This is a genomic window from Microbacterium sp. Nx66 (genome assembly GCF_904066215.1).
GTDB lineage: Bacteria > Actinomycetota > Actinomycetes > Actinomycetales > Microbacteriaceae > Microbacterium > Microbacterium meiriae.
Window position 1 is genome coordinate 1,225,758 of the sequence record NZ_LR880474.1, and the last position, 24,877, is coordinate 1,250,634.

Annotated in this window: 19 protein-coding genes and 1 tRNA gene; 13 read left to right on the forward strand and 7 right to left on the reverse strand. The window is 71.3% G+C overall.

What is annotated here, in order from left to right; translation table 11 throughout:
* Positions 1 to 686: 686 nt before the first annotated feature.
* The gene (locus MICNX66_RS05755; RefSeq protein WP_187663672.1) at positions 687 to 2,099 is read right to left on the reverse strand and encodes a zinc-dependent metalloprotease; all 1,413 of its coding nucleotides are present in this window, start codon (positions 2,097 to 2,099) and stop codon (positions 687 to 689) included.
* 118 nt (positions 2,100 to 2,217) lie between these two features.
* Here MICNX66_RS05755 and MICNX66_RS05760 point away from each other — a divergent pair, with 118 nt between their 5' ends.
* From MICNX66_RS05760 to MICNX66_RS05770, 3 genes are all read left to right on the forward strand, one after another.
* Positions 2,218 to 3,309 carry a YlbL family protein gene (locus tag MICNX66_RS05760; protein ID WP_187663673.1) on the forward strand — a complete coding sequence of 364 codons (1,092 nt, stop codon included), beginning with the start codon at positions 2,218 to 2,220 and terminating at the stop codon, positions 3,307 to 3,309.
* Between the two features lie 73 nt (positions 3,310 to 3,382).
* Entirely contained in the window at positions 3,383 to 6,286 is a 2,904-nt protein-coding gene (locus MICNX66_RS05765) for a UPF0182 family membrane protein (protein ID WP_187663674.1), read from the forward strand.
* Positions 6,287 to 6,622: 336 nt separating this feature from the next.
* The gene (locus MICNX66_RS05770; RefSeq protein ID WP_187663675.1) at positions 6,623 to 7,465 is read left to right on the forward strand and encodes a universal stress protein; all 843 of its coding nucleotides are present in this window, start codon (positions 6,623 to 6,625) and stop codon (positions 7,463 to 7,465) included.
* 22 nt (positions 7,466 to 7,487) lie between these two features.
* Here the strand turns inward: MICNX66_RS05770 and MICNX66_RS05775 are convergent, their stop codons facing one another.
* Both MICNX66_RS05775 and MICNX66_RS05780 read right to left on the reverse strand, forming a co-directional pair.
* Positions 7,488 to 8,363, reverse strand: coding sequence for an aminoglycoside phosphotransferase family protein (locus MICNX66_RS05775; protein ID WP_232089208.1), 876 nt, complete (start codon positions 8,361 to 8,363; stop codon positions 7,488 to 7,490).
* 87 nt (positions 8,364 to 8,450) lie between these two features.
* Positions 8,451 to 8,524, reverse strand: a tRNA-Met gene (locus tag MICNX66_RS05780).
* A 78-nt stretch (positions 8,525 to 8,602) separates the two neighbouring features.
* Here MICNX66_RS05780 and MICNX66_RS05785 point away from each other — a divergent pair.
* The gene (locus tag MICNX66_RS05785) at positions 8,603 to 9,412 is read left to right on the forward strand and encodes a carbon-nitrogen hydrolase family protein (RefSeq protein WP_187663677.1); all 810 of its coding nucleotides are present in this window, start codon (positions 8,603 to 8,605) and stop codon (positions 9,410 to 9,412) included.
* A 10-nt stretch (positions 9,413 to 9,422) separates the two neighbouring features.
* Here the strand turns inward: MICNX66_RS05785 and MICNX66_RS05790 are convergent, their stop codons facing one another.
* Positions 9,423 to 10,625 carry an aminotransferase class I/II-fold pyridoxal phosphate-dependent enzyme gene (locus MICNX66_RS05790; protein WP_187663678.1) on the reverse strand — a complete coding sequence of 401 codons (1,203 nt, stop codon included), beginning with the start codon at positions 10,623 to 10,625 and terminating at the stop codon, positions 9,423 to 9,425.
* A 95-nt stretch (positions 10,626 to 10,720) separates the two neighbouring features.
* Here MICNX66_RS05790 and MICNX66_RS05795 point away from each other — a divergent pair, with 95 nt between their 5' ends.
* From MICNX66_RS05795 to MICNX66_RS05805, 3 genes are read left to right on the forward strand one after another with little or no spacing between them, the layout of a single operon-like run.
* A complete protein-coding gene (locus MICNX66_RS05795) occupies positions 10,721 to 12,301 on the forward strand; it encodes a S1C family serine protease (RefSeq protein WP_232089209.1) in 1,581 nt (526 codons plus the stop codon).
* Between the two features lie 45 nt (positions 12,302 to 12,346).
* Positions 12,347 to 13,600: a CDP-glycerol glycerophosphotransferase family protein gene (locus tag MICNX66_RS05800; protein ID WP_187663679.1), complete on the forward strand. Its 1,254-nt coding sequence runs from the start codon at positions 12,347 to 12,349 to the stop codon at positions 13,598 to 13,600.
* The gene (locus MICNX66_RS05805; RefSeq protein WP_187663680.1) at positions 13,597 to 15,033 is read left to right on the forward strand and encodes a CDP-glycerol glycerophosphotransferase family protein; all 1,437 of its coding nucleotides are present in this window, start codon (positions 13,597 to 13,599) and stop codon (positions 15,031 to 15,033) included. Before MICNX66_RS05800 ends, MICNX66_RS05805 begins: the two co-directional genes overlap by 4 nt.
* A 10-nt stretch (positions 15,034 to 15,043) precedes the next feature.
* On the opposite strand, the gene MICNX66_RS05810 is transcribed toward MICNX66_RS05805, so the two are convergent.
* Positions 15,044 to 16,069, reverse strand: a complete 1,026-nt coding sequence (locus MICNX66_RS05810; RefSeq protein WP_187664124.1) for a glycosyltransferase — start codon at positions 16,067 to 16,069, stop codon at positions 15,044 to 15,046.
* Between the two features lie 146 nt (positions 16,070 to 16,215).
* On the opposite strand from MICNX66_RS05810, the gene MICNX66_RS05815 reads away from it, so the two are divergent.
* From MICNX66_RS05815 to MICNX66_RS05840, 6 genes are all read left to right on the forward strand, one after another.
* A complete protein-coding gene (locus MICNX66_RS05815) occupies positions 16,216 to 17,499 on the forward strand; it encodes a CDP-glycerol glycerophosphotransferase family protein (protein WP_187663681.1) in 1,284 nt (427 codons plus the stop codon).
* Positions 17,496 to 18,266, forward strand: coding sequence for a biotin--[acetyl-CoA-carboxylase] ligase (locus tag MICNX66_RS05820; RefSeq protein ID WP_187663682.1), 771 nt, complete (start codon positions 17,496 to 17,498; stop codon positions 18,264 to 18,266). The genes MICNX66_RS05815 and MICNX66_RS05820 overlap by 4 nt, the downstream gene beginning before the upstream one ends.
* Before the next feature lie 94 nt (positions 18,267 to 18,360).
* Positions 18,361 to 18,873 (forward strand): PH domain-containing protein, encoded by a 513-nt coding sequence (locus tag MICNX66_RS05825; protein WP_187664125.1) that lies wholly within the window; start codon positions 18,361 to 18,363, stop codon positions 18,871 to 18,873.
* Between the two features lie 94 nt (positions 18,874 to 18,967).
* On the forward strand, positions 18,968 to 20,092 hold the full coding sequence (locus MICNX66_RS05830) for a 5-(carboxyamino)imidazole ribonucleotide synthase (protein WP_187663683.1): 1,125 nt from the start codon (positions 18,968 to 18,970) through the stop codon (positions 20,090 to 20,092).
* 124 nt (positions 20,093 to 20,216) lie between these two features.
* Positions 20,217 to 20,684 (forward strand): 5-(carboxyamino)imidazole ribonucleotide mutase, encoded by a 468-nt coding sequence (gene purE, locus MICNX66_RS05835; protein ID WP_187664126.1) that lies wholly within the window; start codon positions 20,217 to 20,219, stop codon positions 20,682 to 20,684.
* On the forward strand, positions 20,681 to 22,135 hold the full coding sequence (locus MICNX66_RS05840; RefSeq protein WP_187663684.1) for an LCP family protein: 1,455 nt from the start codon (positions 20,681 to 20,683) through the stop codon (positions 22,133 to 22,135). The genes purE and MICNX66_RS05840 overlap by 4 nt, the downstream gene beginning before the upstream one ends.
* Before the next feature lie 176 nt (positions 22,136 to 22,311).
* Here the strand turns inward: MICNX66_RS05840 and MICNX66_RS05845 are convergent, their stop codons facing one another.
* Together MICNX66_RS05845 and MICNX66_RS05850 are read right to left on the reverse strand one after the other, a co-directional pair.
* Positions 22,312 to 22,878 (reverse strand): hypothetical protein, encoded by a 567-nt coding sequence (locus MICNX66_RS05845; RefSeq protein ID WP_187663685.1) that lies wholly within the window; start codon positions 22,876 to 22,878, stop codon positions 22,312 to 22,314.
* 142 nt (positions 22,879 to 23,020) lie between these two features.
* On the reverse strand, positions 23,021 to 24,784 hold the full coding sequence (locus tag MICNX66_RS05850) for a DUF4012 domain-containing protein (RefSeq protein WP_187663686.1): 1,764 nt from the start codon (positions 24,782 to 24,784) through the stop codon (positions 23,021 to 23,023).
* Positions 24,785 to 24,877 lie beyond the last annotated feature (93 nt).

Genomic DNA, 24,877 nt, shown 5'->3' on the forward strand with positions numbered 1-24,877 from the left:
GCGGTGTCCTCGGCATCCCGGCAGGTCAGACACGGCGTGAGCCCCGGCACGACCAGCGGTCCCACGGTGATGCGCGCCGGCTCGACGGCGATCGGCAGGTGCGGGGAGTCCGTGCGCAGGAACGGCGCGAACTGCACGGCGGCCGCCGCACCGGGAACGAGGACGACGGCGACCACCGTCGATGCCGGCGCCGAGGTCGTCGCGAGCGACACCCCTTCGTCGGCGAGCGCCTCGCACAGCCGCCCTTCGGCGCGGGTGTCGGTGAGCCCGAGCGTGGACACCCGGGCGGCGAGCGGGCGGGCGGGCTCGTCCTGCAGTGCCGGTTCGACGATGGCCAGCAGCCGTCTGGCCTCCTCCCGCGGCGCTCCCGCGCGGTGCGCGATGACATCGAAGGCGCTGCGTCGGAACCCTCGGCGCATGCGGCTGAGGAGCCGTTCGACCCAGGGCTCGGACGCCGGGACCCGGATGGCGGGATCGTCGCCGACCTGGAGGGTCATCCCGTCGCGCCAGAGCAGCGGGAATGCGGGGTCGAGACGGGTCAGGGTCGTCGGGGTGAGCGGCACCCCTCGATTCTGCGGAGCATCGTGGAGCCGCAGGCCGATTCGGGGGATCGGTGGAGAAGTCGGCGGTCCGTCCGTGGTCGGGGAGGGAGAGTGATCGTCCGTCCCCGACCCGGATGGCCGGACTCAGACCGGGCGCTCGCCCTCCGGAGTGTCGTCGTCGCCGTCGGTGCGCGGATCCGTGTCGCCGTCCTCGGCGGGCGCCTCCGCGGAGAAGTCGTCGCCGTCCAGCAGGCGGGCGAGCGCCTCATCGAATTCGTCGGCCTCGGGCTGCTCCCCGCGCTCCGCGGCCTGCAGACGCGCGATCAGGGCCGTCGGGTCGTCGATGTCCTCGGCGGTGGGCATGAGGTCCGGGTAGTCCCAGAGGGAGTCCCGGGCGGCGACGCCGACCGCGTCCGTGACCGCCCGCCACATGGCCGAGGCCTCGCGGATGCGTCGCGGTCGGAGCTTGAGCCCGACCAGCGCACCCAGAGCGTCCTCCGCGGGGCCGCCGACGGCACGGCGACGACGGGCCGCCTCGGCGATCCGGCCGCCGTCCGGCAGTCGGGAGGTGGCCTCCGCCGTGACGACGTCGACCCACCCGTCGATCGTCGCGATGAGGTTCTCCAGGCGGGCGAGGGCCTCGCGCTGCGCCTCGGTCTGGGTCGGGAGCAAGGCTCCGCCCTCGATCGCCGCGCGCAGCTCCTCGGGGTTCGAGGGGTCGAGGCGGCTCGCCACGTCCTCCAGGGCATCGACGTCCACCGTCACGCCGCGGGCGAAGTCGGTGATCTGCGCCATCACGTGCAGGTGCAGCCACTTGGCGTGCCGATACAGGCGGGCGTAGGCGAGCTCGCGCGTCGCGACGTAGAGGGCGATCTGGTCTGCCGGGATCTCGAGCCCCTCGCCGAACGCGGTGAGGTTCTGCGGGATCACGGCGGCCGTACCCGCGGGGAGCACCGGGATGCCCACGTCGCCTCCGGAGACGACCTCGAGGGAGAGGTTGCCGAGGACCTGACCGAACTGGGCGGCGAACACCGATCCGCCGAGGCCCCGCATCAAGCGTCCCGCGCCCTGCACCACGCCGCGCATCTCCTCGGGCACCTGGGTGTCGAGGGCGGACGTCAGCGCGTCGGCGATGCTCGTCGAGACGGGGCCGGCGATCTCCTTCCACACCGGAAGGGTCCTCTCGACCCACTCGCCGCGGGTCATCGCCACCGGCGGCTCTGCGAGCTCGGAGATGGTGGTCGCTTCGCTCAGCCAGAGACCTGCGAGTGCGAACGAGTCGGCGAGGGAGGAGCGGGAGCCGTCGCCGATGCCCTGACCCTCGCGGTTGGCGATGTGCAGGGCCTGCCGGAGCGAGTTCTCCCAGGGATCACCGCCGAAGGCGCCCTGGAGCTGCGACATGATCGTCTGCATCATCGCCGGGTCGAAGGCGAAGCCGTCCATCCCCTGGAAGGCGCCGCGCAGCGCCTCGGGGTCGATGTCTCCACCGCCCTGGTTCGAGAGCATCCGTCGCAGGAACTCCTGGAAGTCCTCCGGGTTCGGTTCGTTGTCTGCCATGTCGCTCGCCCTCTCAGCACGTCTGAAGCCGTGGCATCTACGCTAGTCACAGGTTTCAGTGCGCGTCCCCGAAGCGGGCAGATCGCTGTACGCCGCTCGCGAACGACGGAGGATTGCTGTGGAACGACCGCGTGCAGGGAAGCTCGGACTCGGGGTCTGGGCGCTGGTGGTCGCGCTCGCCGCGCTCGCCGTCCTCACCTTCCTGCCCTCGCCGTACGTGATCCAGCGTCCGGGCCCCGTGTACGACACCCTCGGTACCGCGAAGAACGCGGACGGCGATCAGGTCCCGCTCATCAGCGTCGAGGGGACCGAGACGTACGAGACGGGCGGCACGCTCGACCTGACGACCGTCCAGGTCGTCGGCAACAGGGAGCGCACGCCGAGCTGGTTCGAGCTCGCGCTCGCCTGGACGGACGCCTCGCGCGCCGTCGTGCCGCTGGACGCGGTGTTCCCCGAGGGCGTCACGACCGAGCAGCGCGACGAGCGGAACGCGATGCTCATGGTCGACTCGCAGCACGAGGCGACGGCCGCCGCGCTGAACGAGCTCGGCTACGACACCGGAGCCGAGGTCGTGGTGGTCGACGCGGTCGAGGGCTCTCCTGCCGACGGCCTGCTCGAGGCGGACGACGTGATCACGGCGATCGACGGCACGCCCGTGACCTCAGCGACCGCGCTGCGCGAGGCCATCCAGGAGGCGGGCGGGGATCCGGTCGCGCTCACGGTGCGCCGCGACGGCTCGGAGCAGACGGTCGAGATCACGCCGGAGGAGCAGGCCCAGGACGGCACGACGACGTGGCTGATCGGCATCACGCTGCGCACCGACTACGACTTCGAGGTCGACGTCACGATCCAGCTCGACAACGTCGGCGGCCCCAGCGCGGGCATGATGTTCGCCCTCGGGATCATCGACACCCTGACCCCGGGCGAGCTGAACGGCGGCAAGGAGGTCGCGGGCACCGGGACGATCGACGCCGAGGGGACCGTCGGACCGATCGGCGGCATCCGCCAGAAGCTCTACGGCGCCCGTGACGCCGGCGCGGACTACTTCCTCGCACCGGAGGCGAACTGCGACGAGGTCGTGGGGCATGTGCCGGACGGCCTGCAGGTCATCCGCACCGCGACCCTCGACGAATCCCTCGCGGCGCTCGACGTCATCGCGGAGGACGGCGACGTCGACGCGCTGCCGACCTGCGACGTCCCCGCCACCTGAGCCCGCACGGTCGTGACCCCGCCGTGACCGGTGTGACAGCCCGCCCACAGCGAGCGGTGCCTAGGATGGAGGGGTGACCTCGACCCCAGCCCAGCCCCCGGCCACGCCTCGAACCTCCCGACGCATCCTCGGCATCTCCCTGGTGATCATCGCCGCGCTCATCGCGGCGTTCTTCGTCTTCGCGTCGCTCTACACCGAATTCCTCTGGTTCGACCAGGTCGGGTTCACCGGCGTGCTCACCACGCAGTGGATCGCGACGGCGGTGATGTTCGTCATCGGCTTCCTCGGCATGGCGGTTCCGCTGTTCGTCGTCATCCAGCTCGCCTACCGGCTCCGTCCGGTCTACGTGCGGCTGAGCTCCCAGCTCGACCGCTACCAGGAGGTCATCGAGCCGCTGCGGCGCCTCGCGATGTGGGGCATGCCCATCTTCTTCGGCCTCTTCGCGGGATTCGCGGCGGCCGGCAACTGGAAGACCGTGTGGCTGTGGGCCAACGGCGTCGCCACCGGTGAGGTCGACCCGCAGTTCGGCGTCGACACCGGTTTCTACATGTTCGCGATGCCGTTCTACTCGATCCTCCTCGCGTTCGTCTCGGCGGTCCTGCTGCTGAGCCTTCTCGTCACCGCGCTCGTGTCCTACCTCTACGGCTCCGTGCGCATCGGCCAGGGCGAGCTGCGCATCTCGAAGCCGGCCCGCATCCAGCTCGCGGTCATCGCAGGGCTGTACCTGCTCGTGCAGGCGGCGAGCCTGTGGCTGGACCGCTACAAGACCCTCGTCGAACCGGACGACCGGATCACCGGTGCCGCCTACACGGGCGCCAACGCGACCATCCCCGGCCTCGGCATCCTCGCGATCATCGCCGCCGTCGTCGCCATCCTGTTCTTCATCACGGCCGTCATCGGCCGCTGGCGCTTCCCCCTCGCGGCGACCGCGCTGCTGATCGTGGCCTCGCTGGTCATCGGCATCGGCTACCCGTGGGTGGTCACGACCTTCCAGGTGAAGCCGAACCAGAACGCCTATCAGGCCGAGTACTACCAGCGGAACATCGACGGCACGAAGGAGGCCTACGGCGTCGCCGACCTGGAGACCACGGCCTTCGAGGCTGAGACGGACGCCGAGGCCGGTCAGCTCCGCGCCGACGCGGAGACCACCGCGTCGATCCGCATCATGGACCCGAAGGTCATCCCGCCGACGGTCCGCCAGCTCGAGCAGTACCGCGGCTACTACCAGTTCCAGACGACCATGGACGTCGACCGCTACGAGATCGACGGCGTGAAGCAGGACACGGTCGTCTCCGTCCGTGACCTCGACATGTCGGGTCTGGGCGACGGTGACAACTGGAACAACCGCGTCGCGGTCTACACGCACGGCTACGGTCTCGTCGCCGCGGCCGGCAACCAGCGCACGACGGACGGCGAGCCCGTCTTCCTCGAGCGCGGCATCCCGACCTCGGGCTTCCTGTCCGAGCAGGGCGACTTCGAGCCGCGGGTCTACTTCGGCGAGAATTCCCCGGAGTACTCCATCGTGGGCGCCCCCGAGGGGGCCGACCCGGTCGAGATCGACTACCCGCGGGGCAAGGACGGTTCGAGCGAGACGAAGACCACGTTCTCCGGGAACGGCGGACCGAAGATCGGCGACAGCTTCACCAAGCTGCTCTACGCGCTGAAGTTCCAGTCGGAGCAGATCCTCTTCTCCAACCTCGTCAACGACGACTCGCAGATCCTCTACGACCGCGACCCGAAGACCCGCGTGCAGAAGGTCGCGCCGTACCTCGAGCTCGACAGCGACCCGTACCCCAGCGTCGTGGACGGCCGCATCGTCTGGATCGTGGACGGGTACACGACCAGCTCGACGTACCCGTACTCGACGAGCGTGAGCCTGTCCGACGCGATCGCCGACTCGAACGTGCCGACGCCGTCGCTCGCGATCGACGACATCAACTACATCCGCAACTCGGTCAAGGCCACGGTCGACGCCTACGACGGCTCGGTCACGCTGTACGCCTGGGACGAGGAGGACCCGGTCCTGAAGACCTGGCAGAAGGTCTACCCGTCGACCCTCAAGCCGATCAGCGAGATGTCCGGCGAGCTCATGAGCCACGTCCGGTACCCGACCGACCTGTTCAAGGTGCAGCGCGACATCCTCGGCATCTACCACGTCGACAAGGCCGGCTCGTTCGCCCAGCAGGACAACCGCTGGCAGACGCCGAACGACCCGCGCAGCGACGCGATGCTGCAGCCGCCGTACTACTTGACCATGCAGATGCCAGGGCAGGAGGAACCGCGGTTCTCGATGTTCTCGACGTTCATCCCCGCCTCCCAGGGCGCGGGCGGCAGCCGCGACGTGCTGATGGGCTACCTGGCCGTCGACTCGGATGCGGGCGCCGAGAAGGGCGTCAAGGCCGAAGGCTACGGGCAGCTGCGCATGCTGGAGATCGACACCGATACCACGGTGCCCGGTCCCGGCCAGGTGCAGAACACCTACAACTCGGACACGGCCGTGGTGCCGCAGCTCAACCTGCTCCAGCAGGGGGAGTCCGAGGTCATCTACGGCAACCTGCTGACCCTGCCCGTCGGTGGCGGTCTGCTCTACGTCCAGCCGGTCTACGTGCAGTCGTCCGAGGGGACGCAGTTGCCGCGTCTGCAGAAGGTGCTCGTCGCCTTCGGTGACCGGGTGGCCTTCGAGAACACCCTCACCGAGGCGCTGGACACGCTGTTCGGCGGCGACTCCGGCGCGACCGGTGGCGATGACGAGGTCGAACCCACCGACCCGGAGGCGACCGATCCCGACACGGGGGAGACGCCGACCACGCCGACGCCGACGGATGAGCAGGCCGACGCCCTGGCGAAGGCGCAGCAGGCGCTCCTCGACCGCCAGGCGGCCCTCACCGAGGGTGACCTGGAGAAGTTCGGTGAGGCGGACAAGCGGCTCACCGCGGCCGTCGAGAAGCTCCTGGAGCTGGAGGCCGCCGCAGAGTAATCTTCCTGCGCACACGAAAGGGCACCCCCACGGGGTGCCCTTTCGCATTCCCCGCCACTCCCGCGTCCCTGACGCGTGTCCGCCGCATCAGGCGCTCGCGCCGTTTCAGGCGACATCCTGCAGGCCTGCCTGCTGTCGCGCGGGTGCCTGCGTGCGCGCGTGGCGCGCCGGGACAGGCGTTCTCGCGGCAGCAGGCGGGCGCGCGAGGTCAGGCGCCCTCCTGGTAGGAAGCCTGATCTGGCGCGAGTGCCTGAGCGGCGGAGGGTTTTGTCCGGGACGAACCGTCGCGCGAGGAGGGGATGGCATGGGAGGGTGGAGGCGAACAGGGAGGTCGCCGTGGCTGAGCGCATCGTTGTAGGAGTGGTGGACACGTCGGCGGGACGACGAGCACTGGAGTGGGCCGCGCATCGCGCACGGTCGCGGAAGGCCACTCTGCTCCTCGCGAGCGTCGTCGGGGGAGCGGTCGGTGCCGTCGGGGAGGGCGCTGTGGTGGACGCGGCGATCGCGGCTGCCCGGAGTCTGCTGGAGGAGCACGCGGAGACGCTGAAGGCCCAGGGCCTGGACGTCGACATCGTCGTGCTCCGCGGCGACCCGGTCCGCCAGCTCGTCTCGGCCACCGCGGGCGCGAACCTCCTGGTGATCGGAAGCGACTTCCGACCCGATGACGCGGACAGCCCGCGGCGCGGGGCGCACGGGCTGCGCATCGTCGCCGACTCGTCCTGCCCCGTCGTGGTGATCCCGGACATCGAGGCGGGAGACCGCCGCGGTGTCGTCGTCGGAGTGGACGGGTCGCCGATCTCGGAAGCCGCCGTCGCCTTCGCCGCTGCCGAAGCCGACCGCCTCGGCGAGCCCCTCATCGCGGTGACGGTATGGACGCCCGTGCCCCTTCCGCGCGGAGCGAGGTCGTATCCCGAGCAGTACCTCTCCTCCATGCAGGAGCTGGCCGAAGAGACTCTCGCCGTCGCTCTCGCCGGGCTGCGCCAGACGTATCCGGATCTCGAGCTGCAGCCCCGGGTCGAGCGCGGGTACCCGTCCGAGGTCATCAACCGGGCGGCCGCCACCGCGAGCCTCGCCGTGGTGGGCTCACATGGGCGGGGGGCCGTCGCCCGGTTCCTGCTCGGGTCGATCAGCCACGAGGTCCTCGCGGCGCTCGTCGCGCCCACCGCCGTCGTCCGCTGACCGGCGGGACGGCATCCGCGGCCTAGAGCGGGCTGGTCAGCACCTCGTGAAGCACGCGTCGGCTGTCGTCTCCGCCCGGTCCTGACCCGCTCGAGAGCGTCACCAGGGCTTTCCAGAGCGCCCAGCCGCGAGCCCGTCGCCACGTCGCGTCGTCGAGTCCGACAGCGTCGCGGAACGCGTCACGCGCGTCCCCCTCGAAGTACGTCCACGCCATGACGAGGTCGCAGGCAGGATCGCCGACGCCGCAGGTGCCGAAATCGATGATCGCCGACAGGCTGCCGTCGCTGATGAGGAGGTTCCCGACGGCGACATCGCCGTGGAACCAGACGGGCGAGGACTCCCAGACGCTGCTCGTCGCCGCGAGCCAGACGCTCCGGCAGTTCTCCGTGTCCACGGTGTCGTCCAGCCGCTGCAGCGCGGCGTGGACGTCATCGCTGTAGACGCTCGGATGCGAACCGCGCAAGAACGAGTGCCGGCCGGCGGCCTGCCCCGCGTGCACGGGAAGAGACCTCAGGACGCGGAGGGGGCCCCCGAGATCGACGGCGAGGCGGACACGATCGAGCCCCGCGACGCGGTCGACCGTGTCGCCGTCGAGCCACCGGCGGATGGACCACGGAAACGGATAGCCGCGGCCGGGTTCGCCGAGCGCAACGACGGAGGGAACGGCGACCGGGAGCCGTCCGGCGAGGAACTCGAGCGCTCTGCTCTCCTTCTGCACGGCCGTCGCGTAGGACTCGGCAACGGGAAGGCGAACCGACAGATCCTCACCCAGGCGGAAAGTCCTGTTGTCCCACCCCTGACGCGCCACGGCGCGGACGGGCAGGTGCGCCCAGCGGGGGAACTGCTCTTCGACGAGCTCAGCTACCACGGCTGCATCGATGTCGACCGGTCGGCTCACCCCTCGATACTCCCAGAGGTCGGCTCCCGCCACATGCGAAAGGCCCTCTGGCTTGGGATTTCTCCCGGCCAGAGGGCCTTCCATTTGTTGCGGGGACAGGATTTGAACCTGCGACCTCCGGGTTATGAGCCCGGCGAGCTACCGAACTGCTCCACCCCGCGGCACAAGAGATAACTTATCACGGATCTGGAAAGGCGTCGAATCGAGCGCGGCAGCGACGGGTGCGAGAGGATGGCGTCATGCCTGAGAACGCCGCCGTCCCCGTCGCCGTGTGCCAGTTCGCTCCCACCGATTCGCGCGAGGCCAACAGGGAGCGGATCGCCGAGCTCGCGACGGACGCCGCCCGACTGGGGGCGAAGCTCATCGTGTTCCCGGAGTACTCGAGCTTCTTCGTCGATCCGATGGACGAACGCCTCGCGGCGAATGCGGAGGGTCTCGACGGTGAGTTCGTGACCGGACTGATCGGCCTGGCCTCGGAGCTCGCCGTCGTCATCGTCGCGGGCGTCACGGAGAAGGCCTCGGACGAGGGGCGCGTGCGCAACACGGTCGTCGCCGTGCGCGGCGACGGCATCCTCGCGGTCTACCGCAAGCAGCACCTGTACGACGCGTTCGGGCAGAGCGAGTCGGACTGGGTGGAGCCGGGGGAGATCGGCGAGCCCGCGGTCTTCGAGCTCGGAGGTCTGCGCTTCGGGCTGATGACCTGTTACGACCTGCGGTTCCCCGAGCTGTCGCGGCGCCTCGCGGTCGCCGGTGCCGACGCGCTCGTGGTGCCGGCGGAATGGGTGCGCGGGCCGCTCAAGGAGCACCACTGGACCACGCTGCTCGCCGCGCGGGCCATCGAGAACACGGTGTTCGTCATCGCCGCCGACCACCCGGCGCCGATCGGCGTGGGGCACTCGCGCATCGTGGACCCGCAGGGCGTCGTCCGCGCGGGGGTCGGGCCCGAGCCGGGGGTGGCACTCGGAGTGGTCGACGGAGCGGCGATCACCAGGGTCCGGGAGACGAACCCCTCGCTGCGTGCACGGCGTTACGACGTGGTCCCGCGCTGACCGACCCGCTTCAGGCGCGCAGACCGGAGAGACGGGCGGCCGCCTCCTCCAGCACATCGACGCGTTTGCACGCCGCGAAGCGGACGAGGCCCGCGTACGCCGGGCGTCGCGCGGGGGACACGAAGGCGGTGAGGGGGATCGCCACGACCCCGGCCCGTTCCGGAAGCGCGCGGCAGAAGGCCGCCGCATCGGCGCCGCCGAGAGCCGTCGCGTCGGCCACCGTGAAGTAGCCGCCCTGTGGGGCATGGACGGTGAAGCCGGCCGCGCGCAGACCGTCGCCGAGGATCGCGTGCTTGCGGGCGAGCAGGGCGGCGGCATCGGCGAAGAACGCATCGTCGAGGCGCAGGCCCACGGCCACGGCGGGCTGGAAAGGCGCGCCGTTGACGTAGGTGAGGTACTGCTTCACCGTCAGCACGGCCGTGATGAGCGCGGCGGGGCCGTGCACCCAGCCGATCTTCCACCCCGTGGTCGAGAAGGTCTTCCCGGCCGAGGAGATGGTCAGCGTCCGCTCCGCAGCGCCGGGCAGCGTGGCGATGGGCACGTGCGGGCCGCGGAAGGTGAGGTGCTCGTAGACCTCGTCGGTGACGATCACGGCATCGTGCTTCTCGGCCAGACGCACGACCTCCCGGCGGACCTCCTCGTCGAAGACCGCTCCCGTGGGGTTGTGCGGGTCGTTGACGAGGATGATCCGCGTCCGATCCGTGACCGCCTCCGCGAGCTGCTGCAGGTCGGGCTGGAAGTCCGGCGCCCGCAGCGGCACGGTCCGGAGCCGAGCGCCCGCGAGCGCGACCGCCGCGGCGTACGAGTCGTAGTAGGGCTCGAAGACGACGACCTCGTCCTCCGGCCCGTCGATGAGCGCGAGCAGGGTCGCCGTCAGCGCCTCGGTCGCCCCGGCCGTCACGATGACCTCGGTGCCCGGGTCGACGGCGAGCCCGTAGAACCGCTGCTGATGCTCGGCGATCGCCTGCAGGAGATCGGGGGAGCCGCGCCCCGGCGGGTACTGGTTGACGCCCTCGGCGATCGCGGCGCGTGCGGCGGCGAGGACCACCTCCGGGCCGTCCTCGTCCGGGAAGCCCTGCCCCAGATTGATGGAGCCGGTTCTGACCGCCGCGGCGGACATCTCTGCGAAGATGGTGGGCGCGACGGTACCGTCCGCGTCGAGCAGACCGGCGCCGGCCGCCGTGCGACGCCATGCGCCGGGGATGACACTCATGAAGAACAGGCTAAGGCCATAGCTGAAACTCAAGCTCGGCATAAGGAACGCACAGGGATGCGGGGCATCCTGGAGGAGCGTTGAAGGAGCACACCATGAACCAGGACAACCCGCAGGACCGCCCGGCACCGGCGTCGGACGACGCCGTGTCGGCCGGACACACCCCCCAGACCCCCCAGACCCCTCAGACCCCCGAGGCCGCGCCGAGCGCGCCGTCTCCGGCCGCCGACGGCACCCTCACGGGCACCCCGGCCGCTTCCGCCCCGGTCGCCCCGCAGGGCCACCACATGCCGCCGACGTTCGCGTCGCACGCCGCCGGTGCCCCGACCGTGGCACCCGTGCCGCACGGGCTGGCCGCGCCCGGTCCCGCCGCGGCGGGCGTCCCCGGCGCCGCATTCGGCGTCCCGGCGCACGACACCCGGCCGCTCGACGGCACGGTGCCGCCGGCCGAGGGCACCCCGACCGCGACGAAGGAGAAGTCGCGCGGCGGCACCCGCGTCGCGGCGTTCATCGTCGCAGCCGCCCTCGTCGGCGGCGTCGCCGGCTTCGGCGGAGGCGCGTTGCTCACCGGGCTGCAGGACTCCCCGTCCTCCGGCACGGCGCAGGGACCGCAGACCGTCACGGTCAACAACCCCGGCTCGGTCAACGAGACCACCGCGGTCGCGACCGAGGCGCTTCCCTCCGTCGTCACCATCGAGGTGGCCGGGTCGCAGGAGGCCGGCAGCGGCTCCGGCGTCATCATCAGCAAGGACGGCTACGTCCTCACCAACACCCACGTCGTGACCCTCGGCGGCGCGGCGGCTGATCCGACGATCCGCGTCACGACCTCCGACGGCCGCATCTACGAGGCGACCGTGGTCGGCACCGACCCGATCTACGACCTCGCGGTGATCAAGCTCACGGACGCCGAGGGCCTGACTCCGATCGAGTTCGCCGACTCGTCGAAGCTCAACGTCGGCGATACCGCCGTGGCGCTCGGCGCCCCGCTGGGCCTGGCCAACTCGGTCACCACCGGCATCGTGAGCGCGCTGAACCGCAGCATCCAGATCGCCTCCTCCGCGCTGCCCGACTCCTCTTCCGAGGACGCCCCGCAGGAGCAGGCACCGGAGGACGGCCAGGGCGAGGGGCCCTTCCAGTTCGATCTGCCCGGCAACAGCGGGCAGCAGGCCACCGAGTCGATCTCGATCGCCGTGATCCAGACCGACGCGGCGATCAACCACGGCAATTCCGGCGGTGCCCTCGTCAACAGCAAGGGCGAGCTGATCGGCATCAACGTCGCGATCGCGAGCTCGGGCAACTCGGAGGAGTCGGGTTCGATCGGCATCGGCTTCGCGATCCCGTCCAATATCGCCCAGCGCGTCGCTGATGAGATCATCGCCGATGGCGCGGCCACGCACGGCCTCCTGGGCGCCTCGGTCCGCGATGCCTCCGGCGTCGAGGGCGCAACGGTGGCCGGCGCCTACATCGCCGAGGTCACCGACGGGGGCGCCGCCGAGGCCGCCGGTCTCCAGGCCGGTGACGTCGTGACGCGTTTCAACGGCGTCCCGATCACGAGCGCGACCGATCTCACGGCGCAGGTGCGCGCAGCGGCCGCCGACAGCAAGGCCGACGTGACCTACGTCCGCGACGGCAAGGAGAGCGACATCGAGGTGACGCTCGGCACGCTCGCCGGCTGATCCCCACGTCAGAGAAGGACGCCACCTGCGCGATAGGCTCGCCGGGTGGCGTCCTTCTCTTTCGGCACCGGCAACGCGGCCAAGCTGCTCCGGATCCCGCTGTACGCCCTCGGCCGTCTCGGCACCCTTCTCGTGCCGCGCGGTCCGCGCTGGGTCTTCGGATGCGGCGCCGGCGTCGGGGACGGCGCCCTCGCCCTGCAGCGGTACGCAGCGGAGGCGGGCCATGACACCCTGTGGCTGGCCGGGTCCCCGCGCGAAGCGGCGGACGCCGCGGCCCTCGGTCTGCGGAGTGTGCCACGGGGCGGTCTGCGCGGCTGGTGGGCGACCGCGCGCGCCGGGGTGCTGATCGTGACCCACGGCCTCGGCGACGTGAACCGCTACGGCAACGGCGGCGCGTTCGTGGTGCAACTCTGGCACGGCATCCCGCTCAAACGCATCGGCCTCGACTCTCCCGCCACGACCCAGGTGCCGGCCGTGCCCGGTGCGCCGGTCCTGCGTCGGCTCGTCGGTTGGATGTACCGGGGTGCCGCGCAGCGCATCCGGGTCCTCCCTGCCGCCTCGCACCGCGCCAGAGCACGCCTCGAGTCCGCGTTCGGGCTGGGCGATGATCGCGTGGTGGTGACCGGGGAGCCGCGCGTCGACGTGCTCTCGAGCGGTTCGCCCGAGGAACGCCGCGCCCATGCACGGCGGCTGCTCGCCGAGGCCGTGGGCGCGATCGGCGACACCGACCGGATCGTCCTCTACGCGCCGACCTGGCGCGACGGCGCTCCCGACCCCTCCGTCCCGACGGCCGAGGAATGGGTGCGGATCATCCGGGTGCTCGAAGACCACGATGCCGCTCTCCTCGTGCGCTCCCACCCCCTCGGCGACGGCAGCTACGCGCCGCCGGTGCCGACGACGCGGGTGCGGGCGCTGCCCAGCACGGTCGTCAGCGATGTGACGCCGGTGCTGCCCGCCGTCGACATCCTCATCACGGACTACTCGTCGCTCGCGTACGACGTGGGGCTCCTCGCCCTGCCGGTCGTCTTCCTCGCACCGGATGTCGCCGAGTACGCCCGCACCCGCGGCTTCTACGGCCGCTTCGAGGAGGTCGCCGCGTCCGGCGTCGCCACGGGGTGGGAAGACGCCCTCGTCCGGCTGGCGTCGCTGCTCGGCGATGCGGCCGCGTTCGACGAGGCCGCCGGGCGTTCCGCTACGCTCAGCGCGGAGATGCACGCGTTCCGTGACGGTCAGAACACTCGTCGGGTATACCGGGCGATCCGTGCGCGGGGGGTCCCCGCGCCGAAGGGAGCAGCATGACGACGGCCCGCATCGATGACACGGCACAGGCGCTGGTCATCGCAGGGACCGGGCAGCGTCCGGAGAGCGCCGAGCTCACCGGACCGCGGGCGCGGGTGAAGGCCCGCCTCACCGGTGGGGGGAAGACCTGGAAGGCGACGTTCGCGCTCCGCGCGTCGCGATGGGGCGGTCCGGAGCTGCCTCTGCCGTCCGGGGAGTACGACCTGCGGATCGACGGCGTCGATCCGGCCGAGCTGCGTCTCGCGCCGGTGCTCCTCCCGGGGGTGCGGATCGCCGTCGACGGTGCCGTCGTCCACATCGCGGCGCCCGTGGACCCCGTGTACGACACCGCCGAGGGGCGTTCCACGCTCGAGGAGCGCTACGTGGCGCAGGCAGGCGGCACCGAGAACGCCGTGTTCTTCGAGAGCTTCTACGGCCGGAGCGTCGGCTGCAACCCGCGCGCCATCGATCGGGAGCTCGCACGGCGCGCGCCGGGAGTGCGCCGGTACTGGAGCGTCGCCGACCTGTCGGTCGAGGTGCCGGACGGAGCGATCGCCGTGATCGAGGGCAGCCCGGAATGGTGGCACGCCCGCGGGGCCGCGCGCCTGCTCGTCGTGAACGACTGGCTGCGACGGCGCTTCGCGCGGAAGCCCGGGCAGAAGGTGCTGCAGACCTGGCACGGCACGCCCCTCAAGCGTCTGGCGCTGCACCGCCCCGGGTTCGATCCCCGGCGGATGGCGGCGGTGGTCAAGGAGTCCCGGCGGTGGGACGTGCTGCTCGCGCAGAACACGTACGCCGCGCGGATCCTGCGCAAGGCTTATGCGTTCTTCGGGCGGCCGATCTGGGTCGACGGCTATCCGCGCAACGATGCGCTGCGTACCGGGGACCCGGTCGCCGTCCGCGCGGCGCTCGGCATCGGGGCCGACGAGCGCGTCCTCCTCTACGCCCCGACCTGGCGCGACGACCGGGCGGAGATGGTCGACTTCGTCGATCCCGAACTCCTCGCGCGGCAGACGAACGCCGTCGTGCTGGTGCGCGGCCACTCGCGCACGCTGGGCGAGGGCAGGGATCGCGCCGGCGCCCGGGTGATCGATGTGACGGGCTACCCCGAGACGTCGCAGCTCCTGCTCGCCGCCGACGCCCTCGTCACGGACTACTCCTCCGTCATGTTCGACTTCTCGGTGACCGGCAAGCCGATGTACTTCCTCGTGCCCGACCTCGACCACTACCGCGGTCAGCTCCGCGGCTTCTACTTCGATCTGGCGGAGCGGGCGCCGGGGCCCTTGCTCCGTACGCAGGACGAACTCGTGGCCGCGCTGGAGGATGCGGGGCACCGGGAGAGGTACGCCGAGCGCTATGCCGCCTGGCAGCGGCAGTTCAACACCCTCGACGACGGTCGGGCCGCGCAGCGGGTGGTCGACCGGATCCTCGACCTCGGATTCGTCACGCCGTAGTCGTCGGACGTCAGGGCAGGGGGGTGTTCCGCGTGCCGAGCCGGGACGCGTCCACCGTGTCGCCGGCTCCGCGCAGCACGCCGCCGAGGAAGCCGAGACCCCACGAGAGGTGCATCGTGGGCAGCACGAGGAGCGTCCACAGGCGTTGCCGCACGCCGCCCCCGCCGGGAGCGAGGGCCACGCCGACCACGAGTAGCACGTAGAGCGCGAGCGGGACGTAGACCAGGCACGAGGCGATGAGGGAGGCGGTTCCCGACACCGCACCGGAGAGCTGCAAGGCCCCGAGGACCACGGCGAGCGCGACGAACAGCAGCAGGACCGGCGGCGCGAAGTAACGAAGACCGTTGCGACGACCGAAGCGCCGCACTAGCTCCCCTCGCCAGGCGCCGGTCGCGCGGAACTGCCTGGCCAGGCGCAGCCAGCTCTCGCGGGGCCAGTAGGTCACCGACAGCTCGGGGTCGAACCACACGCGGTGCCCGGCCTGGCGGATGCGCAGGTTCAGCTCCCAGTCCTCGCCGCGGCGGATCGTCTCGTCGAACAGACCGACCTCGTCGAGGACGTCCCGACGGATCACGCCGAGGTAGGCGGACTCCGCCTCTCCTTCCACGCGTCCGCCGTGATACGCCCCGCCGCCGAGGCCGACGGGGGAGTTGTACAGCCGGGCGACGGCCTTCTGGAAGGGCGTCCGGCCCTCGGCGTGCATGACGCCGCCGACGTTGGCGGCCCCCGTGCGCTGCAGGGTCTGCAGGGCCCTGGCCGCGTAGCCGGGAGCGAGCTCGGAGTGGGCATCGACCCGGATGACCGTGGGGTAGCGGCTGGCCCGGATCGCGGCGTTGAGGCCGACCGGGATGTGCGCGGCCGGGTTGTCGACGAGACGGATCCGGTCGTCGGCCGCGGCCAGTCGGCGGGCGAGGGCGGTGGTGCCGTCCGATGACGGTCCCAGCGCGAGGATGAGCTCGGCGGGGACGCCGACCTCCTGGGCGAGCACCGATGCGACGGCGTGCTCCAGGTAGGCGCGTTCGTTGAGCACCGGCATCACGAAGGACACCCCGGTGACGGGGGTGGGGGATCCGTTGGCTGGCACACGTCGATCATGTCACGCCGCTCCTGCCGCTCTCTCTCAGGCGGCGTCCGCCTGTCCGCCGCCGCGGATGCCGGGACAGGACGAACTATCCTGGAGGGATGGGTGCACTGTCTGACGCGAAGAAGGCCTACCGTCTCCTGCAGCGGGCGCTCGCTTCGCGCTCGGCGGTGCAGCGCGTCCGCCGCCGGCTGGCGGATCAGGTGCCGTACCCGGCCGAGCACTTCCAGGTCGCGGTGTACTTCGCGGACGGCGCCGTGAACATGTACCAGATGCGGCAGTGGTACCGCCCGCTGGCCGCGCTCGCCGAGCGGTGGCCCGTCGTGGTGCTGGCACGCCAGGCGACCGGCGCGGAGAAGCTCCTCGAGGAGGACGGCCCGCCCGTCGCCTTCGTGCCGAAGGTGCGCGATCTCGAGCGCTTCCTGGCCACGCAGGACATCCGCGTGGTGCTGTACGTGAACCAGAACACCCGCAACTTCCAGATGTTCCGGTACGGCCGCCGGTGGCACGTGTTCATCAACCACGGCGAGTCCGACAAGATGTACATGACCACGAATCAGTACAAGGCCTACGATTACGCCTTCGTCGCCGGTCAGGCGGCGAGGGACCGGCTGTCGCGGACGCTGTGGGACTACGACGTGGAGAGCCGGACGATCGAGATCGGACGCCCCCAGGCGGACCACTACTCCGGCTCGCTCCCGTACACACCGGACGACCGTCTCGTCGTGCTGTACGCGCCGACCTGGGAGGGAGACCGGCCCAGCGCGCACTACGGCTCCATCGCCTCGCACGGCGAGCGCCTCGTGGCGCGACTCCTCGCGACGGGGGAGCACCGTGTCATCTACCGTCCGCACCCGCGAAGCGGTGTCGTCGACGAGGCCTACGGGGCGGCGCACAGGCGCATCATCGCGGCCATCGCCGCCGCGAACGCGGCCGATCCGACCGCCCAGCACGTGTATGACGACGGTCCAGAGCTCGGATGGCAGCTGGCCGCCGCCGACGTCGCCGTCGTGGACATCTCGGCCATGGTGTACGACCGCCTCGCGGCGGGAAAGCCGCTCATGATCACGCGACCGGTCGACGAGGAGGCCGCCGTCGACACCACCGGCTACCTCTCGGACTGCGAGTGGCTGTCCGCGGAGGCGGCGGACGACATCGTCGCCGAGGTGGAGCGCGTGCGGCAGGACGAGGCGGCCGTCGCGCGGCTGCAGATGTGGGTGCGCCACTACTTCGGCGACACCACCCCCGGTGTCGCGACGCAGAAGTTCCACGCGGCCGTCGACCGTCTCATGGGCGAGTGGGAGCGGTGGCGCGACCGCGAGATCGGCGCCGTCCGCGGTGACGCGGACGATGACGACGACGAAGCCGACGACGAGGACGTATGAGCGGCGACTTCCCGCGCTCCGCCGCGCTCGCACCGCGTCTCGAGGTCGTCGACGCGGCGGGGTCGACCAACGCCGACCTCCGTGGGCATGCGGACGACGCCGACGGCTGGCCGCACTTCTCGGTCCTCCTGACCCGGCACCAGACCGCCGGACGGGGGCGACTGGATCGCCGGTGGGTGGCCCCGGCGGGGTCGGCGCTTGCGGTGAGCGTCCTCCTCCGCGATCTGCCCGCCGAACCCGCGGCGCGAGGCTGGATCCCGCTCGCCGCCGGAGCGGCCATGACCGAGGCCGTCGCCGCGCAGCTGCCCGCCGCCACCGTGGCCCTCAAGTGGCCGAACGACGTCCTCGTCGACGGCCGCAAGATCTGCGGCATCCTCGCCGAGGCGACCCCGCACGCTGTCATCGTCGGCGCGGGGGTCAACACGTCCATGACCGCGACGCAGCTTCCGGTGCCCACGGCCACCTCGTTCGCGGTGCACGGCGTGGTCGTCGACGAGGACGAGCTGCTCCGCTCCTACCTCTCGGCGCTCGACGGTCACCTGACCGCGCTCACCGCGGCGGACGACGCGATCGCGAGCGGTCTCCATGCGGCGGTCGCCGCACGGTGCGCGACGGTGGGACAGGCCGTGCGGGTCTCGCTCCCCGGCGGCTCCCTGCTCGACGGCACGGCCGTCGGCATCGACCCCGAGGGACGCCTGCGCGTCGAGGCGGAGGGCACCGTGCACGCGGTCTCGGCCGGCGACGTCGTGCACGTCCGCCCCGCGTGAGGCGGGGACACGCCGCCGCACGGACGATGTTGTCGGCGATCCCGGGCACAATGGGGGTGTGACCCAGCCCGTGACGCTCGGCGGACGCCCGCTGATGCCGCCGCCCGGCACTCCCGCCGAGGAGTTGCTGATCGCGCGCTTCCGTGGCCACGCGCGTCGGCTCTTCTGGTCGGCGCTCGTGCTCATCGCCGTCTTCGGGGCCACCGCCTACTTCTACGGCAACCTGCTGGCCGGCTTCGAGGACTGGATGCTGCTCGCGGCTGCGGGGACCGTCGTCCTCGTCGCCGTCGTGATCCCCTTCATCGTCTGGTACTCCCGTACGACGACGATCACGACGCGTCGCGTCATCGCCGCCCAGGGCCTGGGTGCGCGCAACCGCCGCGAGATGTCGCACGCACGCGGTTACACGATCGGCGTCCGTCGCGGCCCGCTGCAGCGGATGTGGGGCTGCGGGACCATCACGCTCTCGAACGGCGTGGACGCGCCTCTGCGTCTGGTGAACGTGCCGAACGTCACCCTCGTGCACGAGACCCTCGCCGACCAGATCGAGGTCGGTCAGATCCTCGCCCACCGCGACGCCCAGGCGAGCGGCGACGACTTCGCCTGAGCTCGGCCGACGTGCCCGGTCCGTCCGGGGCGCACCTGCGTTCCCCGGGCGCTCGCGCGTGCGGAAGAATGGGCATGACGAATGGAGGCGGCACATGGCGCTGCGCGTGGGCGTGATCGGCGGAGGACAGCTGGCACGGATGATGATCGCTCCGGCGGTCGAGCTCGGTCTCGATCTGCGGGTGCTCGCCGAAGAGGAGGGTATGGCCGCGGGCCTCGCCGCCACAGCGGTGGGTGACTACCGGGACCTCGAGACCGTGCGTGCCTTCGCCGCCGACGTCGACGTCATCACGTTCGACCACGAGCATGTGCCGCAGGACGTGCTCCGCGCTCTCGTCGCCGAGGGCGTCGCCGTGCACCCCGGCCCGGATGCGCTCCAGTTCGCCCAGGACAAGCTCGTCATGCGCTCCCGGCTGGCGGAGCTCGGCGTGCCGCAGCCCGAGTGGGCTCCGGTCCGCTCCGCTGACGACCTGCAACGCTTCCTCGACGAGCACGACGGTGCCGCGGTGGTCAAGACGCCGCGGGGCGGGTACGACGGCAAGGGTGTGCGGGTGGTGCGCTCGGGCGCCGAAGCGCAGGACTGGCTCGATACGCTGCAGGGCTCTGACGCCCTGCTCGTCGAGGAGCTCGTCCCCTTCGTCCGTGAGCTCGCCCAGCAGGTCGCACGCCGACCCGGGGGAGAGATGATCCCGTATCCGGTCGTCGAGACGGTGCAGCGCGACGGCGTCTGCGCCGAGGTGATCGCCCCGGCGCCCGCGGCGACCGAGCGTCTCGCCGAGGTCGCTGAGGACATCGGCCGTCGTATCGCGGAGGGCCTGGGCGTGACCGGGATGCTCGCGGTCGAGCTCTTCGAGACGGACGACGAGCGCATCCTCGTGAACGAGCTCGCCATGCGACCGCACAACAGCGGACATTGGAGCCAGGACGGAGCCGTCACCGGACAGTTCGAGCAGCATCTGCGTGCCGTGGCGGATCTGCCCCTGGGGAACACCCAGCCCCGCGCGGCATGGTCGGTCATGGTGAACATCCTCGGCGGCCCGACGGACGGCACTCTCGGAGACCGTTTCGAGGCGGCGATGACCGCGCACCCCGATGCCAAGATCCACACGTACGGCAAGGCGCCGCGGCCCGGCCGCAAGGTGGGGCACGTGAACGTCGCCGGGGACGACCTCGACGACGCGGTGTACGAGGCCAGGGCCGCCGCAGCGGCCTTCGCCTGAGGATTCCCGCGGCGGCACACGGAAAAGACGTGTGCCGCTCGGGGGTTCTCCCAGCGCGAGACCGTAGCCTGATCTGGTGACCGAGCCACTGCACTCCTCCGCCGCTCCTCTGGTCGGCGTCGTCATGGGATCCGACTCCGACTGGCGCGTCATGAGCGACGCGTCCCAAGCGCTCACCGACTTCGGGATCCCTCACGAGGTCGAGGTGGTCTCGGCCCACCGCACGCCGGACAAGCTCATGTCGTACGCGCGTGAGGCGCGGTCTCGTGGCCTGCGCGTCATCATCGCGGGCGCCGGCGGTGCCGCCCACCTGCCCGGCATGCTCGCATCGATGACGGCGCTCCCGGTCATCGGCGTCCCCGTGCCGCTCGCGTACCTGGACGGCATGGACTCCCTGCTGTCGATCGTGCAGATGCCCGCGGGTATCCCGGTCGCGACGGTGTCGATCGGCGGCGCGCGCAACGCCGGCCTGCTCGCGGCCCGGATCCTCGCTGCCGCGGACGACGATCTGGCGGACCGCGTCGAGGCCTACGCCGCCGACCTCGAGGCGCAGGTCGAGGAGAAGAACGATCGGCTGAAGGGCTCGCTGTGACCCTTGCGCCCCCGCGCGCGACACGACGTCCGCTCATCGAGACGCGGCCGCTGCGACACCCGGACCCGGCCGATCCGGGCCTCATGTCGAAGCGTGCCTGGTGGCTCGTCGGGCTCAACCTCCTCATCCCGGGCTCCGCGCAGGTGCTCGCGGGCAATCGCCGCCTGGGCAGGTTCGGACTCGGCGTCACGCTGACGACGTGGGTCCTGGCCGTCCTCGCCCTCGCCCTCGCCCTGTTCGCGCGCCCCGTCTTCCTCTGGCTCACGATCGGCGGCGGCTTCGTCTCGGCGGTACTGCTCACCCTCGTGCAGGTGCTGCTCGTGGGTGTCGTGGTGCTCTGGATCGTCCTCACCTTCGACACGCTCCGGCTCGTCCGTCTGGTCAAGGTCCCCGCGCCGTCGCGCTTCGTCCTCCCGGTCGTCGCCCTCCTCCTGTTGGGGCTGGTCGGCGGCATGACCGGGTACGCGGCCACGGCGGTGGGCTCGGTGCGGGGCAGCGTCGGGGCCATCTTCGGGCAGAGTGGGCCGAGCCTGCCACCCAGCGACGGCTACTACAACATCCTGCTGCTCGGCGCGGACAGTGGAGACGGTCGCGACTCGATGCGGTTCGACAGCATCTCCGTCGTCTCCGTCAATGCCGAGACCGGCGCGGTCACCATCACCGGCATCCCCCGTGAGCTCCCGCATGCGCCGTTCAGCGACGGCAGCCCGATGCAGGAGCTGTATCCCGACGGCTTCCAGGGACAGGGCTCGTCCACCTGCGGCTGGAACGGCTGGATGAACCATGTGCGCAACGCCGCGGAGGTGTGCCGGGAGGACAAGGGGACCGGGCTCTATCCGGACGCGGACGCCACGGGCTCGGCACCGGGCATCGAGGCGACCAAGGACGCCGCGGAGGGCGTGCTCGGCATCGAGATCCCGTACTACGTGTTCGTCGACATGCACGGCTTCGCCGACCTCGTGGACGCCCTCGGCGGCGTGGACATCGCCGTCACCGAGCGCCTCCCCAAGGGCGGTCCGCCCGAGGGGTGGTCCGGGACCGACGTGAACGAGTGGGCGATCGGGTGGATCGAGCCCGGGCAGCAGCACATGGATGGCGACACCGCGCAGTGGTACGCCCGCTCGCGGTACACGACCAGCGACTGGGACCGCATGAAGCGGCAGCGCGAGCTGCAGGAGGCGATCCTCGCCCAGTTCACGCCGCAGACCGTGCTCACGCGTTTCAACGAGGTGGCTGCCGCGGGCACGGCGCTCATCGACACGGATCTTCCGCAGGGCAAGCTGCCGGAGTTCTTCGATCTCATGCTCAAGGCCAAGGAGCAGCCGGTCCAGACGGTCGAACTGACGCCGGAGAACGGTGTCGACGAGTTCGACCCGAACTACGACTTCATCCACGAGCTCATGCAGCAGAAACTGCATCCGCCGACGGAGACCCCTACCCCCGCCCCGTGAGTCCGCGGGGGACGACGCAGCCCACGGGCGATGTTCCCGGGAACATCGCCCGTGGGCCGTCCGGTGCATGACCGGATTCGCCAGACGACGGTGATCGGAGGGGGAGGGATCACCGTCGTCCAGCCGGCCACCGCACAAGGCGGCGACCTGGCTCAGGCGCGCGTGCGGCGCGCGACTCAGGCGCGCTTGCGGCGCGCGGCTCCGACGGCGACGAGGCCACCACCGGCGACCAGAGCGACTGCGGCGCCGCCGACGATCCACGGCGACACCGATCCGCCGGTGAGGGCGAGCTCCGTGCCGCCCGTGAGCGGCAGCTCGGTCCCGGCGGGAGCAGCGGTGCCGGGGTCGTGGTCGCAGCTGGAAGCGGCGGCGTTCCCGTGCGAGACCGTCACCGTGGCGGTGTATGCCCGAGAACCGGCGAAGTCGAGGGCGTAGGCCCCCTGCCCGTCGGAGGGCGGGCGGAACGTGACCCTCAGGCTGCCGTCGGATGCGGCGGTGTTGCCCGAGATGGCGGCGGCGCCGGCGTTCTGCCCCGAGACGGACACTCCGACGGTCTCCGAGGGCTCGAAGTACCCGGCGCCGAAGGCGACGGTCGAGACCTCACAGGTGTCGATGATCGCGTCGCCCACCTTCGCGCCCGGAGGCGAGGGGTAGGAGTCGCTCGGTGCCGCAGAGGCGACGGTCGGCGCGGCCAAGATGAGCGCGCCAGCGGTAAGGCTGATGGCAGCCAGTTTCTTCAGCATGATTTCTCCCCAGAATTTCACGCGGAATCGCCTCCGGACACACCCCTGCGTCCGACTGCGCGAGATCCTCTGCCCCCACGGCAGGTTCACGGACCCCGGTTATTCCCCAGTGAGATGACAGTACCTCATCCGTCGGCGATTGTCACGAGCCGCACTGCAGGGTGTCGCGGGTCAGCTTCGGACCCACGATCAGCGGGGTGTGCTCGACCTCGGTGAGACGTGCTCCGGCGCCGTCGCCCTGGAACTCCACGGTGATCGTCGTGGAGGCGCCGGGGGCGAGGAGCACCTCGTGCTGCACGACGGAGCGATCGCCGATGGTCGTCGTCTGCACGCCCTCTTCCGAGCCGTCCCGGTCGATGTGCGAAGGCAGGGCGCCTTCCGGACCGTAGACGGCGATCAGAGTGCGCACGCTGCCGGCCGGCACGCCGTACACGCCGTCGCCGGTGACGTACGGGGGCAGGGAGGTGGCGGCGTCGGCGGGGGCCGTGTTCGACCACGTGACGCGCACCTGGGTCGTCGGCACCCCTGCGCAGGTGCCCACCGCCGTCGCGATGGACGCGCGGGTGTAATAGTCCATCTTCCCGCCGGTGCCGTCGTTCATCAGGACGCCGACCACCGCGGCGTCCTCGTCATCCTGCGGCATGGCGCCGCCGAGCGCGCTGGCGGCGAGGAGCGACTCCTCCGCCTCATGCGCGCTCCAGATCCGGATGCGGCCTTCGCCGGCGGCGTCGGCGAGCGCGCGGACGAGGGCCTGCGGCTCGGCATGGGACAGAGCAGCCGAGAACAGTCCGCCGGCGGCCTGAGCGAAGATCGCGTCCTGAGCCGCGGGATCGGGGATCGCTGCGTAGATCTCGGAGAGGAGCAGGTCGGTCACGGTCTCCGCGGTCGCCGTGAACGGCCCGAAGGACAGGTCTCCGGTGGCCCGCATGAGGTGCGCGGCCACCACGGCGTCCACCGCGATCACCCCGTCGACCTTTCCCCCGTACCGCCCTTCCCACCGGGCGGCGATGGTCTGCCCGGCCTCCCGGAAATCGGGGATGCTGGTGATGTTCTGCAGATAGCGGCCGGGGCGGTCCTCGAAGAGCGCGACGGTGCTGTCGCTGAGCGGGAGCGCCGTGTCCAGCGGGGGGAAGTCGCGCGTCGACGCCTGCCGCTGCAGCGTGACCTTGCCGTTCTCCGCGCGCAGGAGCGCGATCGATCCGATGATGCCGCCCGATGACCGCAGCTCGGCGTTGTTCTGCATCGCGAGCACGTAGGTGCGCGGGCCCTCACCCCCGAGCATGGTCGGCAGCAGGACGGAGGCGCCGTGCAGCGCGCCGACGGCCGTCGCAGCCTGGGTGACGGCTCCGCGCATCTCCCGGACGGCGTCGGCCAGAGGGGGGAGGGTGGCGTCGGCATCGATGCGCCGCGCCCGCTCCTCCGCGGCAGCCAAGGCCGAGCTCGCGGTGCCGAGTGGCTTCTCGACGGTCGCGAAAGGGGCGAGGTCGATCGCCCCGCCCGAGAAGCCGAGGCTCGTGATGTCGACGTCGGCGGCGACGTCGAGCAGCGGACCGAGCGCGTCCGTGGAGACGTCGTCGGCGATCTCGGCGACATCGCTCACCGCGCGGAAGTTGGGCCCGATCCAGGGCAGCACCCCGAAGGCCTGCCAGACCGGGTCCCCGGTCAGCGACCGGGCCGACTCCGCGTTGCGGGAGATGCGGTCGGCGATCGGGGCCGCCCCGTCGAGATCTCCGTCGGCGATGGACTGCTTGAGCTGACTGGTCGCCTTCGCGATCTGCTGCAGGTTGTCGACCGCGCCGATGCCGCGCACCGTGACCCAGCCCAGTGCGAGGACGAGGAGCACGAGGACGAGGCCGACGGTCCACCCGACCCATCGGCGGCGGACGGGAAGGCGACCATCGCTCACCCTGGCATTCAAGCACGGCGAAGCTGCCGGGCGCGCTCCCGATGCTGTGGGAACGCTGAGTAGCGGTGCGGACAGGTGATGCGCTCCCGGGGT